General features: G+C 51.1%; 11 protein-coding genes. 4 read left to right on the forward strand and 7 right to left on the reverse strand.

Annotated features, from left to right (window positions below; all coding sequences use genetic code 11):
• The first annotated feature begins 10 nt into the window (after positions 1 to 10).
• The 4 genes from trpC to CI959_RS19555 are packed head-to-tail and all read left to right on the forward strand — an operon-like array spanning position 11 to position 3,499.
• Complete coding sequence (gene trpC / locus CI959_RS19540; RefSeq protein ID WP_005857844.1) at positions 11 to 805, forward strand: indole-3-glycerol phosphate synthase TrpC; 795 nt, start codon at positions 11 to 13, stop codon at positions 803 to 805.
• Entirely contained in the window at positions 802 to 1,515 is a 714-nt protein-coding gene (locus CI959_RS19545) for a phosphoribosylanthranilate isomerase (protein ID WP_009017217.1), read from the forward strand. Before trpC ends, CI959_RS19545 begins: the two co-directional genes overlap by 4 nt.
• A gap of 25 nt (positions 1,516 to 1,540) precedes the next feature.
• Positions 1,541 to 2,314, forward strand: a complete 774-nt coding sequence (trpA, locus tag CI959_RS19550; protein ID WP_009017216.1) for a tryptophan synthase subunit alpha — start codon at positions 1,541 to 1,543, stop codon at positions 2,312 to 2,314.
• A 42-nt stretch (positions 2,315 to 2,356) separates the two neighbouring features.
• The gene (locus tag CI959_RS19555; protein ID WP_009275004.1) at positions 2,357 to 3,499 is read left to right on the forward strand and encodes an iron-containing alcohol dehydrogenase; all 1,143 of its coding nucleotides are present in this window, start codon (positions 2,357 to 2,359) and stop codon (positions 3,497 to 3,499) included.
• A 53-nt stretch (positions 3,500 to 3,552) separates the two neighbouring features.
• Here the strand turns inward: CI959_RS19555 and CI959_RS19560 are convergent, their stop codons facing one another.
• The 7 genes from CI959_RS19560 to CI959_RS19590 all read right to left on the reverse strand — a co-directional run bounded on the left by CI959_RS19560 (position 3,553) and on the right by CI959_RS19590 (position 13,360).
• A complete protein-coding gene (locus CI959_RS19560; protein WP_005863111.1) occupies positions 3,553 to 4,131 on the reverse strand; it encodes an LUD domain-containing protein in 579 nt (192 codons plus the stop codon).
• Complete coding sequence (locus tag CI959_RS19565; protein ID WP_009275003.1) at positions 4,131 to 5,498, reverse strand: lactate utilization protein B; 1,368 nt, start codon at positions 5,496 to 5,498, stop codon at positions 4,131 to 4,133. Before CI959_RS19565 ends, CI959_RS19560 begins: the two co-directional genes overlap by 1 nt.
• Positions 5,495 to 6,235, reverse strand: a complete 741-nt coding sequence (locus CI959_RS19570; RefSeq protein ID WP_005857855.1) for a (Fe-S)-binding protein — start codon at positions 6,233 to 6,235, stop codon at positions 5,495 to 5,497. The genes CI959_RS19565 and CI959_RS19570 overlap by 4 nt, the downstream gene beginning before the upstream one ends.
• A 59-nt stretch (positions 6,236 to 6,294) precedes the next feature.
• Entirely contained in the window at positions 6,295 to 6,876 is a 582-nt protein-coding gene (locus CI959_RS19575) for a Crp/Fnr family transcriptional regulator (RefSeq protein WP_005857857.1), read from the reverse strand.
• Between the two features lie 72 nt (positions 6,877 to 6,948).
• A complete protein-coding gene (gene carB, locus CI959_RS19580; RefSeq protein WP_005863118.1) occupies positions 6,949 to 10,176 on the reverse strand; it encodes a carbamoyl-phosphate synthase (glutamine-hydrolyzing) large subunit in 3,228 nt (1,075 codons plus the stop codon).
• Between the two features lie 119 nt (positions 10,177 to 10,295).
• A complete protein-coding gene (gene carA / locus CI959_RS19585; RefSeq protein WP_095231514.1) occupies positions 10,296 to 11,477 on the reverse strand; it encodes a glutamine-hydrolyzing carbamoyl-phosphate synthase small subunit in 1,182 nt (393 codons plus the stop codon).
• Positions 11,474 to 13,360, reverse strand: a complete 1,887-nt coding sequence (locus tag CI959_RS19590) for an amidophosphoribosyltransferase (protein ID WP_008772474.1) — start codon at positions 13,358 to 13,360, stop codon at positions 11,474 to 11,476. The genes carA and CI959_RS19590 overlap by 4 nt, the downstream gene beginning before the upstream one ends.
• Positions 13,361 to 13,522 lie beyond the last annotated feature (162 nt).

A 13,522-nucleotide genomic window follows, 5' to 3' on the forward strand; every position in this document is an offset into this window, starting at 1 on the left:
AACATATCCTATGAAAAAGGACATCTTACAAGATATTATCGCCAATAAGCGCATCGAGGTAGCCCGGCAAAAACAGGCCGTAAGCTTACAGACCTTATTGGCTCTAGGTAGCGACCGTATGGAGCGTGACACACGTTCCATGCGTGCGGCGCTGGAATCATCCCCCTCCGGTATTATCGCCGAGTTCAAGCGTAAAAGCCCCTCCAAAGGCTGGCTGCATCCGGGTGCGAATATCGCCGACGTGGTGCCCGCTTACGAGGCCGGAGGCGCCTCCGCCTGCTCGATCCTTACGGACGGGGATTTCTTCGGAGGTTCCTTGGGCGACTTGCAAAAGGCCCGCAAGCTGGTGGATCTCCCGTTACTTCGCAAGGACTTCATCATCGATACCTACCAACTCTTCCAAGCCCGGGTGATAGGCGCCGACGCTGTCTTGTTGATCGCCGCCGCCCTTACAGAAGAAGAATGCCGGGTACTCGCCGAGACCGCCCATAGCCTGCAATTGGAAGTCTTGCTGGAAGTCCATAGCGAGGACGAGCTCAAATACCTGAATGCGGATATCGATATGCTCGGCGTGAACAACCGCAATCTCGGCACCTTCCATACGGACGTAAACAACTCATTCAAGTTGGTCGATAAGATGCGAGGCTTCTCCCCTCTTTTAGTGTCCGAGAGCGGAATCTCCGAGACCGATACCGTACGCCGATTGCGTGAGGCCGGTTTCCGCGGATTCCTGATCGGAGAGACCTTCATGAAAACCGAGAGGCCGGGCGATACCCTAGCCGATTTTATAGGAGGACTGGCATGATCATCAAAGTATGCGGAATGCGAGACTCCCGGAACATCCAAGAAGTCTCCGCCCTAGCCGTCAACTGGATCGGCCTCATCTTCTACGAACGCTCCCCGCGCTTCATCGGGCAAAGCCCGACGAAGCAGTGGACAGTGGACAGTGGACAATTGACAGTTAAATACCGCTTGTCGCAACTGTCAACTGTCAACTGTCAACTATCAACTAAAAAAGTGGGCGTTTTCGTCAACGCTACCATCGAGTCCATGATGGAGAAAGCCTCCGCCTACAAGCTAGACTATCTCCAACTTCACGGTAACGAATCGCCGGAAGATTGCCACACCTTGCAAAAAAGGGGCTATTCCTTGATCAAGGCTTTCCCCATCGCTACGAAAGAGGACTTCGAAAAAACAAGGGAGTATGAGGGCCGGGTGGATTATTTCCTTTTCGATACGAGATGCGAGGGCTATGGAGGCTCAGGCAAACGTTTCGATTGGTCCATCCTAACCGAGTATAAAGGAGAGACTCCCTTCTTGCTCAGCGGAGGCATCCGTCCGGAAAACGCAGAGGCGATCCGGAACTTCCGGCATCCCCGTTTCGCAGGTATCGACCTCAACAGTGGCTTCGAGATTGAGCCGGGATTGAAAGACGTCGACAAACTAAAGAATTTCATCCAACAAATTTTACATCCAGCTGTAGAGACAGGGCGTGCCCCGTCTCCCACCGTCTGATAGTATTTTTAAAATAGAATTCAAAATGAATCGCATCACAAACTTATTCCAGACCCAGAAAGACGGAATACTCTCCGTCTATTTCACCGCCGGTTATCCGAACTTAAACGATACGGCAAGCATCTTAAAAGCCTTACAGACTAAAGGTATCCACATGGTAGAAGTAGGAATCCCTTTCTCCGACCCGATGGCAGACGGCCCTGTCATCCAAGAGGCCGCCACGCAAGCGTTGCGTAACGGGATGTCACTGCATCTCTTATTCGAGCAATTGAAAGAGATCCGGAGCGAAGTACAGATCCCGATCATCTTGATGGGCTACCTGAACCCCATCATGCAATACGGTTTCGAGAAATTCTGCGAGAGTTGCATAGAGGCCGGCGTAGACGGAATGATCATCCCCGACCTGCCTTATGCCGATTATATCTCCGACTACAAGGAGATCGCCGATCGCCATGACCTAAAAATGATCATGCTGATCACCCCAGAGACCTCCGAGGAACGAATCCGGCTGATCGATGCCCATACCAGCGGGTTTATCTATATGGTATCCAGCGCAGCCACGACCGGAGCCCAACAAGACTTCAACGAGCAGAAGCAGGCCTATTTCCGTCGTATCAACGCCATGAACCTACAGAATCCCCGCTTGGTAGGTTTCGGCATCAGCAATAAAGCCACTTTCGAGGCGGCGATAGCCCATTCTTCCGGTGCCATCATCGGCAGTAAGTTCGTACAGTTACTAAAGAGCGAAGCTACTCCCGCCGAGGCGGTCGATAAGTTACTGGAAGCCCTAAAACAATAGGAACCCTATTCATGTTTACATATAAAAACAGTAAATAGTCCTATGAATAACTTCACTTTTCACAACCCAACCCGTTTATTATTCGGTAAGGGCATGATTGAGAAACTGAGTACGGCCATCCCGATGGTGCATCGCATCATGATCACCTTCGGAGGAGGTAGCGTAAAGCAAAACGGTGTGTACGACCAAGTGATCAAGGCGCTAAAGGATCGTGACTATATCGAGTTCTGGGGCATCGAGCCTAATCCCACCATCGAGACCTTGCGAGAAGCTATCCAGATAGCGAAAGGCAAGCAGGTGGATTTCCTATTGGCGGTAGGCGGTGGCTCCGTCATAGACGGGACGAAGCTAATCTCCGCCGGCATCCAGTACGACGGTGATCCTTGGGAATTGGTACAGAAAGGGTATTACTATCATACCGTGCCCATGGGTACCGTACTGACCCTGCCCGCCACGGGTTCCGAGATGAATAGCGGGGCCGTGATCTCCCGGAAAGAGACGCAAGAGAAATTCCCGTTCTACAGTAATTTCCCCGTGTTCTCGATCTTGGACCCGGAGACGACCTTCAGCCTGCCCCCGTATCAAGTGGCTTGCGGTATCGCCGATACCTTCGTCCACGTGATGGAGCAATATATGACTACGACCGACCAATCCCGCTTGATGGATCATTGGGCGGAAAGTATTTTAAGTACCTTGGTTGAGATCGCCCCGAAGATTAAGGAAGATCCGAGGAATTACGACCTGATGGCAGATTTCATGCTATCCGCCACGATGGGCTTGAACGGCTTTATCGCTATGGGCGTAACGCAGGACTGGGCTACCCATATGATCGGACACGAGCTAACCGCCCTTCACGGATTGACGCATGGAGCGACCTTAGCGATCGTCTTCCCCGGAACCTTACGCACCCTTCGCAAGCAGAAAGAGGGCAAGATCCTGCAATACGGCGAACGGGTATGGGGTATCAATAGTGGAACGACAGAAGAACGGGTAAGCCAAGCCATCGAGAAGACTGAGCAATTTTTCCAAAGCCTCGGTTTATCTACCCGCCTCAGCCAAGAGAAGATCGGCGATACGACAATCACCGAGATCGAGAATCGCTTCAATGAACGAAACGCCGCCTTCGGGGAGGCGAAGAATGTAACGGGTAGCGTGGCACGGGAAATATTGGAGAGCTGTAAATAACGTACAACTTGTAGAGACGGGGCGTGCCCCGTCTCTACAAATGGGTATAGGTTTTATCTTAACAGGACTACTACCCGGATCGGGCCATGCGCCCCGAATACCAAGGCTTGTTCAATATCAGCAGTCTTTGAGGGACCGGACATGAAGACTCCGTAATCATAATCCATAGTGGCAGTACGGCGGTAAGCCTCATTCATCGTATGAACCAATTGAGTCTTGTCCAACAAGATCACCAAAGCGTTCGAGATAAAGTACAGACCTTTATAACGTACCTGACGGGGTAACCAGACAGCGGCATTCTCCGCCACGCCGAAACTACCCTCCACCACAGATACGTCCGTTCCGTTCAACTCCCGGGGATCGGTCAGCCCATCTGGGTTAAAGGTAGCGCAAGTAATCTCCTTCAAATTCGAGGCGATACGTTTCGCCTCCGGAAACTCACGGCGGATCACCTCATTCACATCCTCGCCGGGCTTTAACTCGATGGCCTTGCCACCCGCCCCGGCTAACACCTCCGAGAACGTAGCCAACTTATCCGCATAGGTAATCGCCTCCAACGTAAGCTCAGGCATCTCGTGGCGTGCACCCGTATGACGACGGATACTCGCCAATATAGAATCTTTACTACTCATTATCTCACCTTATTATTCTTCCACATATCATTAAACGACTCCTTGGCGAAAGCCGGAAGCTCACGTCCCTTGCCCCAAGCGTTCAAGCCATTGTAGACCATGAAACGGGGCAAATGATTCACTACCGGAGCAAACTTCAACGCCGTATTGAACAATCCCGGACGTTCCATCAAGAACTTCATGCCGAAAGACATCACTTTCTTCTCCTTGCTCGCCTTACCGATCTTATCCAAATCTTGCCGCCAACGGTAAATCTGCTCGCCCAAATCGATCTTTACCGGACAAACGTTCGAGCAAGAAAGACATAAGGAGCAAGCCGATACGTTATCCGAATATTCCTCCGGATTCCTCAGCATACCCAAGTTGATCCCGATCGGTCCCGGAATGAAATACGTATACGAATAGCCACCACTCCTGCGATATACCGGACAGGTATTCATGCACTCGCCACAACGGATACAATTCAACGTACGGATATGATCCGGTTTCGCCAAGATATCACTGCGCCCGTTATCCACGATAATGATATGGAACTCTTGTCCCTCGGGCGGACGGCGGTAATGAGAAGTATAAGACGTGATGGGTTGCCCCGTACCCGAACGAGCCAGCAAACGAGTGAATACGCCCAATGCCTCCAGATTCGGTACGATCTTCTCCATCCCCATCGTAGCGATATGCACCTTCGGGAAGGAGGTTCCCATATCGGCGTTTCCCTCATTGGTACAAACCACGATCTCGCCCGTAGAGGCGACAGCGAAGTTAGCGCCCGTCATCGCCACGTCGGCATGCAGGAATTTCTCACGCAGATTCTTACGGGCGGCATGCGTCAGGTAGGTAGGGTCGATATTCCCTTTCTCCGTTCCCATCTCACGCTCCATCATCTCGCTGATCTGCTCCCGTTTGATATGGATCGCCGGCATCACGATATGGCTCGGGGCCAAATGCATCAATTGCAAGATACGCTCACCCAAATCGCTCTCCACCACATCGATTCCTTTCGACATCAAGAACTCGTTCATATGGCATTCCTCCGTCAGCATCGATTTGCTCTTGATCAGGTTCCGGGCATCATGCTGGCGCAAGATCCGCAAGACGATCTCGTTATGCTCCTCGGCATCTTTCGCCCAATGCACGATAGCCCCGTTGGCGATCGCATTTTTCTCGAACTCCTCCAGAAGCGTGTCCAGATGGCTGTTGGAGTAAAGCTTGATCTCCGAGGCCAACTCTCTCAACCGCTCCCACTCGGGAAGCGAATGGCTCATCTTATCCCGTTTGGTACGTACCATCCAAAGCGTATGGTCGTGCCAAGCCTCATTCTCCTTATTCTCTAGGAAACGGGCCGCTGCTATAGCATGTTTCGTACTCATAATCCGGACGCTAATATTTGAACGATGTGAATAGTCTTGATCGGAAGTTTCTCTCGCTTGATAACCCCTTCCATATGCATCAGGCAAGAGCTATCCGCCCCGGTGATATACTCGGCGCCGGTACTCATATGATCCTTTACCTTGTCTTGTCCCATGCAAGTAGAGACCTCAGGCTCCTCGATGGCGAACATACCGCCGAAACCGCAACATTCGTCCACCCGCTTCGGCTCGAACACCTCGATACCTTTCACCAAGGAAAGGAGATCACGTAACTTGGAATAGTACGGGATATTACGCTCGCTGGGCGACGAGAGATGCAACTCACGCACCCCGTGGCAACTATTATGGATACTCACCTTATGCGGGAAAACGGCCGGCAGGGATCCCGGTCTCACCACGTCGTGCAAGAACTCGCAGATATCATAAATCTTCTTACTGTTCATACAAACGTGATCCCGCTTTCCCAATATATGGGGATGGTTCTCTTTTACGAAGGCTACGCAACTGGCCGAGGGGCCTACCACGTAGTCATAGTTCTTAAACTGTTCCTCCATCCGGAGGGCCAAGCGAGCCGCCTCATCCTCGAAGCCGGCGTTCGCCATGGGTTGTCCGCAACAGGTCTGGTCCATCGGATAATCGACATCCACACCCACATGCCTCAACAATTTATACGAGGCGATACCCACTTCGGGGTACACCGCGTTAATGTAACATGGGATAAATAATCCTACCTTCATACTAATTTTATCTTATATATCATATACGACACCGTATATAATTAACACCTACAAGCCCCTCATAGCTGCATATTGGCCCTTACCCTGCTTAATGTCTCGGGAGTCATCAGCAAATAAGAGGCGATATGGGACAAGGGGGCACGCTGCACGATCTCAGGGTGTTCTTTCAATAAGCGGGCATAACGTTCATTAGCGGTCTCGAAACGAAGGAAATCCGCCTTCCGTTGAGACAGGATCAGCGAATTCTCCAACAGGCGGCGATACATGACCTCGATCTCGTAATCCTCGGCGCACAATGCCAATAAAGGATCATGAGGAATGCCATACAGCACCGTATTCTCCAAGGCCTCCACCAACAGATTAGCGGGACGCTGGCGCAAGAAGCTCTCGATGCAAATGAAGATGTTGTCCTCGCTGGCGAAATGCTCGGTCAGCTCTTTCTTATTCTTGAAGTAAAACTGGCGAACCATTCCCTTATAGACATAACCGAGTTGCGTACAAACCTCTCCTTCGCTCAAAAACAGGGCGCCTTTTTTCAATTCTGTCCGGATTAAGATAGAGGCCAGTTTCTGGGCGGCTTCCTCACTGAGTAGAATCGATTGCGCCGCAATCCTGCGAGCTATAAATATCGCTGTATCCATATTCATGGTTGTTTTTGTTTGTTTCCGCAAACTTACGAAATAAATACCACTTGATTTACATCAAGCCCCCATTTATTTATATTCCTGCCAACTCTTGATGCAGATATCATCTACGCTCAAGGTACAGAAGGCTTGAATGAAAGCGCTCGCCAGACGGGCATTCGTAATCAACGGGATATTCAGGTCGATGGCGGCACGGCGGATCTTATAGCCGTTGTCAAGCTCGCCGGCGGAAAGGTCACGAGGGATATTCACGACCATATCGATCTGCTTCTCATGAAGCATCTTAAGCGCCTGCGGTTCTCCCTTCTCGCTCGGCCAGTACACCTTCGTACTCGGAATGCCATTCTCCGCCAAGAAACGGTGCGTACCTCCCGTAGCGAATAGGTTGTAGCCTTTCGTCGCCAACATCTTAGCGGCATCCAGCATGGCTACCTTCTGCTTCGGCGTACCGGTGGACAGGAGGATATTCTTCTCCGGAACCCGTTGCCCGACAGCGAGCATACTCGTCAACACCGCCTCGGATACATCGTCGCCCAGACAACCCACCTCGCCCGTGGAAGCCATATCGACCCCTAATACCGGATCGGCTTTCTGCAAGCGATTGAACGAGAATTGAGAGGCCTTGATACCCACGTAATCCAAATCGAACTCATTCTTATTCGGTTTCTCTACCGGCAAGCCCAGCATGACACGGGTAGCCAACTCGATGAAGTTTATCTTCAGCACCTTGCTCACGAACGGGAAGGAACGGCTGGCACGAAGGTTGCACTCGATCACCTTGATCTCATTGCCCTTCGCCAGATATTGGATATTGAACGGGCCGGAGATATTCAGCTCCTTAGCGATCTGCTTACTGATACGCTTGATACGACGAACCGTCTCCACATATAATTTCTGGGCCGGGAACTGAATCGTAGCGTCGCCGGAATGAACCCCGGCAAACTCGATATGCTCGCTAATGGCATACATCACGATCTCGCCATGATCGGCCACGGCATCCATCTCCACCTCTTTCGCATGCTCGATGAACTGACTTACCACCACCGGATGCTTTTGGCTGACGTTGGCGGCCAATTTCAAGAAACGCTCCAACTCCTCTTGATTCGAGCAGACATTCATGGCGGCACCACTCAGCACGTAACTCGGGCGAACCAACACGGGGAAGCCTACCTCCGCCACGAAGCCATTGATATCCTCCATGGAAGAAAGCTCTTTCCAGCGGGGTTGATCCACGCCGATACGATCCAACATGGCGGAGAACTTCTCACGGTCCTCGGCATTATCGATGCTCTTGGCGGATGTCCCCAAGATATTCACATGCTGCTCGTCCAAACGCATCGCCAAGTTATTCGGGATCTGGCCGCCGGTGGAGACGATCACGCCGTGCGGGTTCTCCAGCTCGAGGATATCCATCACACGCTCGAAGGTAAGCTCATCGAAATAAAGACGATCGCACATATCATAGTCGGTAGACACCGTCTCGGGATTGTAGTTGATCATCACGGAACGATAGCCCTCCTTACGGATCGTATTCAAGGCCTGCACGCCACACCAGTCGAACTCCACCGAGCTACCGATGCGGTAAGCGCCGGAACCCAGCACGACAATCGAGCGATGATCGCCCAAATACGTCACGTCGTTTTCCGTACCGCTATACGTCAGGTACAGGTAATTCGTCTGCGCCGGATACTCGGCGGCCAAGGTATCGATCTGTTTCACCACCGGAAGAATGCCATGCTCCTTACGGAACTGACGAACCAACATCATACCCTTCTCCACATCCCCGTCGAGACCGATCGCCCGTGCGATCTGGAAATCAGAGAAACCTTGTATCTTCGCCCGGCGGATCAACTCCGGATTGATGCGCCAACGTTGGATCCCCTTCATATCGAAAGCGTGAAGCTCCTTGGAGGTCTGCATGATTCCATATAGTTTCTGTAGGAACCATCGGTCTATCTTGGTAAGCTCATGAATCTGGTCTACCGTATAGCCAGCACGGAATGCCTTCGAGATAACGAAGATACGGCGATCGGTAGGCTCATGCAAAGCCTTATCGATATCCTCGATCACCAACTCCTTATTCTCCACGAAACCGTGCATACCCTGCCCGATCATACGCAAGCCCTTCTGGATAGCCTCTTCGAAAGTACGTCCGATCGCCATCACCTCGCCAACCGACTTCATGCTGGAACCCAACTCACGAGCCACGCCGTGGAACTTACCCAAGTCCCAGCGAGGGATCTTACATACCACGTAATCAAGAGCCGGCTCAAAGAAAGCGCTAGTCGTTTTCGTCACGGAGTTTTTCAAGTCGAACAAACCGTAACCCAAGCCTAATTTAGCGGCCACGAAAGCCAACGGATAACCGGTCGCCTTAGAAGCCAAGGCCGAAGAACGGCTCAAGCGGGCGTTCACCTCGATCACCCGGTAATCCTCACTCTCCGGATCGTAAGCGTATTGCACGTTACACTCGCCCACGATACCGATATGGCGGATGATACGGATCGCCAACTCACGTAATTTATGATAATCCGTATTGCTCAAGGTCTGCGAGGGGGCAATCACGATAGACTCTCCCGTATGGATTCCCAGCGGGTCGAAATTCTCCATGTTACATACCGTGATGCAGTTATCGAAGCGGTCGCGCACCACCTCGTACTCTACCTCTTTCCAGCCCTTCAAGCTTTTCTCCACCAATACTTGCGGAGAGAAAGAGAAAGCCTTCTCTACCAACACGTCCAATTCTTCCTCATTGTCGCAGAAACCGGAACCCAAGCCCCCCAGCGCATAAGCGGCACGGACGATGACCGGATACCCCAGCTCGGCGGCCGCACGGCGAGCGTCAGCGGCATTCTCCACGGCCTCGCTCTTGATCGTCTTCACGTCGATCTCATCCAGCTTGCGTACGAACAACTCCCGATCCTCGGTATCCATGATAGCCTGCACCGGGGTACCCAATACCTTCACGCCATACTTCTCCAGCACGCCGCTTTGGTAAAGGGCCACGCCACAATTCAACGCCGTCTGCCCGCCGAAAGCGAGCAAGATACCTTCCGGACGTTCCTTCTCGATCACCTTTTCCACAAAAAAAGGAGTAACGGGCAGGAAATAAACCGTGTCCGCGACTCCTTCCGAGGTCTGTACCGTAGCGATATTCGGATTGATCAATACCGTTTGAATCCCCTCTTCCTTAATCGCCTTCAGGGCTTGGCTGCCTGAATAATCGAACTCGCCCGCCTCACCAATCTTCAAGGCTCCGCTGCCGAGTATCAGGACTTTCTTTATATCTTCTTTCATTGCTTCATTTTTTTAATGTTTGTATTTACGACACCCGGAAACGGGTTATTCCGATACCCGGAAACGGGTTATTCCGACACCCGGAAACGAGTTATTCCGACACCCGGAAACGAACGGGGCTACAGTAAGTCCGCGAACTTATCAAACATGAACTCCGTATCCAGCGGCCCGCTGCAAGCCTCGGGATGGAACTGAGAGGAGAAGAAAGGCTTCGTCTTATGCTTGATACCCTCGTTCGTCCCGTCATTCATATTGATGAACAGCGGTTCCCACTCCTCACCCAGCGTATCGTTATCCACGGCGTAACCATGGTTCTGCGAGGTGATGAAGCATTTCTCCGTGCCTACCATACGTACCGGCTGGTTATGGCTACGATGACCGTACTTCAATTTATAGATAGAAGCACCGCCGGCTTTCGCCAACAACTGGTTACCCATGCAAATACCGCAAATCGGCTTATCCCCGGAAAGCGCCTTACGGATATTCCGCACGGCGGCATCGCAAGTATCCGGATCGCCCGGACCGTTACTGATAAACAAGCCATCGTATTCCAGCTGATTGAAGTCGTAGTCCCAAGGCACACGGATCACCGCCACGTTACGCCTCAACAGGCAACGGATGATGTTATGTTTCACGCCGCAGTCCAAAAGCACGACGCGCTTTAGGAATTGAGAATCGAGAATCGAGAATCGGGAATCGGAGGCTTCCGATAAAGAACAGGTCTGGCTCGTACCATCGGGCAGGTAACAAATAATCTCCTTGCACGATACCCGATCCACATAGTTCACATGCTCATAATCCTCGATCTTCAATTCCCCATTTCCAATTTCGTTATCGGCATCGCCGATAACGATACGTCCCATCATCACGCCATGCTCACGCAATTTCTTAGTCAACGCACGCGTATCGATACCGTATATGCCCGGGATCTTCTCCTCCTTCAACCAGTCGCCCAAGCTGTACTCGGCGTTCCAGTGGCTATACTCATGGCTGTAATCGCTAACGATAATCGCCTCGGCGTGGATCTTCTCGCTCTCCATAAACGTAGCGATCCCGTTCGGCTCGAACGTACGAGGCGGGACACCGTAGTTACCAACGAGCGGATAAGTCAACACCATCAACTGGCCTGCGTACGAAGGGTCCGTCAAGCTCTCCGGATATCCGGTCATAGCGGTATTGAACACGACCTCGCCAGCCACCGGTCTCTCATAGCCGAAAAAGTAGCCACGGAAGACGGTACCGTCGTCTAACATCAAAGTTGCTGTTCTGTTTGTCTGCATAGAATCTGTATGTTGTGTCATTTCACTAAATATTCTTCTTCCATATAGTGAATAAAAGCCTCGTTCACTAACCGAGTCCCGCCCGGTGTCGGGTAATCGCCGGAGAAATACCAGTCACCCGGATGCTCCGGACAAGAGGCATGCAAGCCCTCCAAAGTCTGGTAGACGATCTCTACTTTCGCCTGCGTCCCGGCCGGTGTAAGCAACTCCACCATCTTAACGGATATCTCCTCGTCCGTAAACGGAGCGTATATCTCCTTTACGTAATTCACCAACGGACCATCCGCCGCTGTTTGTTGTCGCTTCGCCTTTTGATAAGCGTCCAAGATCACGTATTCCATCCCCCGGTCACATAACAGGGCTACCGCAGCCTTAAAAGCGATAAACTCGTTCATCCGGGACATATCGATACCGTAATAATCCGGGTAACGTACCTGCGGAGAAGAACTTACGATCACGATTTTCTTCGGATGCAGGCGATCCAAGATACCGATAATACTCTGGCGTAAGGTAGTACCCCGCACGATGCTATCATCTATCACAACCAGATTATCGATAAAAGGTTCAATACTTCCGTAAGTAATATCATACACGTGCGCTGCCAGATCATTGCGGCTATTGCCCTCAGCGATAAATGTACGTAATTTTATATCTTTTATAGCTACTTTCTCCGAGCGGATTCGCATGGAAAGGATTTGTTCCAGTTCCTCTTCCCTGAGCAAGTGACTACGATCGGCGATCCATTCTTTTTTCAGCTTATTCAAATAGTTGTTCAATCCCTCCTGCATCCCGAAATAAGCGACCTCGGCCGTATTCGGGATAAAAGAGAAGACGGTATGATTCAAATCATAATCCACCGCTTTCAAGATCGGATGCACGAGATTATCTCCCAAACGCTTCCTTTCCCTGTAAATATCCACGTCGCTACCCCGTGAGAAGTAGATACGCTCGAAGGAACAAGCCTTATTCTCTTTCGGCTCCACGATCTGGGAGATATGCCACTCGCCTTTCTTGTTGACGAGTATCGCCTCTCCCCGATTCAACTCCCGGATATCCTCTACCTGCACGTTCATCACGGTTTGTATAACCGGACGCTCGGAAGCCAACACGATAATCTCATCATCCGCATAATAGAAGGCCGGACGGATTCCCCATGGGTCCCGCACGCTGAACGACTCGCCACTACCGGTGATACCGCAAATCACGAAACCACCATCCCAGCCCGGAGTACAGCGCTTCAGCACGTTCGACAAATCGATTTGATCCTCGATGGCATGCGTGATATCCATCCCTCTCAATCCTTCCGCCTCACACTTTTGGTACAGGCGCTCCACTTCCCTGTCTAATCGATGTCCCAGTTGCTCCAGCATAATATAGGTATCGGAATATTTCCGGGGATGCTGGCCGATCGCCGTGATCTCCTCGAATACCTCATGAACATTTGTCAGGTTGAAATTTCCGCAAACGGCGAGGTTCTTTGCACGCCAGTTATTGCGTCGTAAAAAAGGATGGATATAAGAGATTCCGGATTTTCCGGTGGTACTATAACGGAGGTGGCCCATATAAAGCTCTCCGGCGAAAGGTAGGTTGGCTTTGGCGAATAACGGATCGTTGAGTTGTTCGGGGGTTAAATCCTTGTAGTGTTCGTGAACTGCGGCAAATATCTCGGTAATAGCTCCGGTCCCGACGGCCCGTTCACGGAACATATATTCCTCTCCGGCATTTGCCTCTAACTTCACGCAGGCTAAACCCGCTCCTTCCTGCCCCCTGTTATGCTGCTTTTCCATCAGCAAATAGAGCTTGTTCAGTCCATACATCCAACTACCGTACTTCTCGTGATAATACTCCAAAGGCTTCAGTAACCGGACCATGGCGACACCACACTCGTGCTTCAATACTTCCATTGTCGAATCAACTTTTTGATTTTGCCGCAAAGATACAGACAATCCCTAACATATTGTTTAAACAAACATAAAATAATTGACACTTTCACGGAAAAAATGTTTTTATCGGACGTTTGGTTAACAAAGCTTACATTTTATAAGCAAAAGGGAGGGTTTTATTTT

It is taken from the genome of Parabacteroides sp. AT13, from assembly GCF_002272965.1.
GTDB classification, from domain to species: Bacteria; Bacteroidota; Bacteroidia; order Bacteroidales; family Tannerellaceae; genus Parabacteroides; species Parabacteroides distasonis.

Excerpts from the sequence above, each read along its gene's own strand:
- carA (WP_095231514.1), bottom strand. The coding sequence starts at position 11,477 with ATGACACAACATACAGATTCTATGCAGACAAACAGAACAGCAACTTTG.
- CI959_RS19565 (WP_009275003.1), bottom strand. The coding sequence starts at position 5,498 with ATGAGTACGAAACATGCTATAGCAGCGGCCCGTTTCCTAGAGAATAAG.
- CI959_RS19590 (WP_008772474.1), bottom strand. The coding sequence starts at position 13,360 with ATGGAAGTATTGAAGCACGAGTGTGGTGTCGCCATGGTCCGGTTACTG.
- CI959_RS19555 (WP_009275004.1), top strand. The coding sequence starts at position 2,357 with ATGAATAACTTCACTTTTCACAACCCAACCCGTTTATTATTCGGTAAG.
- CI959_RS19575 (WP_005857857.1), bottom strand. The coding sequence starts at position 6,876 with ATGGATACAGCGATATTTATAGCTCGCAGGATTGCGGCGCAATCGATT.
- trpA (WP_009017216.1), top strand. The coding sequence starts at position 1,541 with ATGAATCGCATCACAAACTTATTCCAGACCCAGAAAGACGGAATACTC.
- CI959_RS19560 (WP_005863111.1), bottom strand. The coding sequence starts at position 4,131 with ATGAGTAGTAAAGATTCTATATTGGCGAGTATCCGTCGTCATACGGGT.
- CI959_RS19570 (WP_005857855.1), bottom strand. The coding sequence starts at position 6,235 with ATGAAGGTAGGATTATTTATCCCATGTTACATTAACGCGGTGTACCCC.
- trpC (WP_005857844.1), top strand. The coding sequence starts at position 11 with ATGAAAAAGGACATCTTACAAGATATTATCGCCAATAAGCGCATCGAG.
- CI959_RS19545 (WP_009017217.1), top strand. The coding sequence starts at position 802 with ATGATCATCAAAGTATGCGGAATGCGAGACTCCCGGAACATCCAAGAA.
- carB (WP_005863118.1), bottom strand. The coding sequence starts at position 10,176 with ATGAAAGAAGATATAAAGAAAGTCCTGATACTCGGCAGCGGAGCCTTG.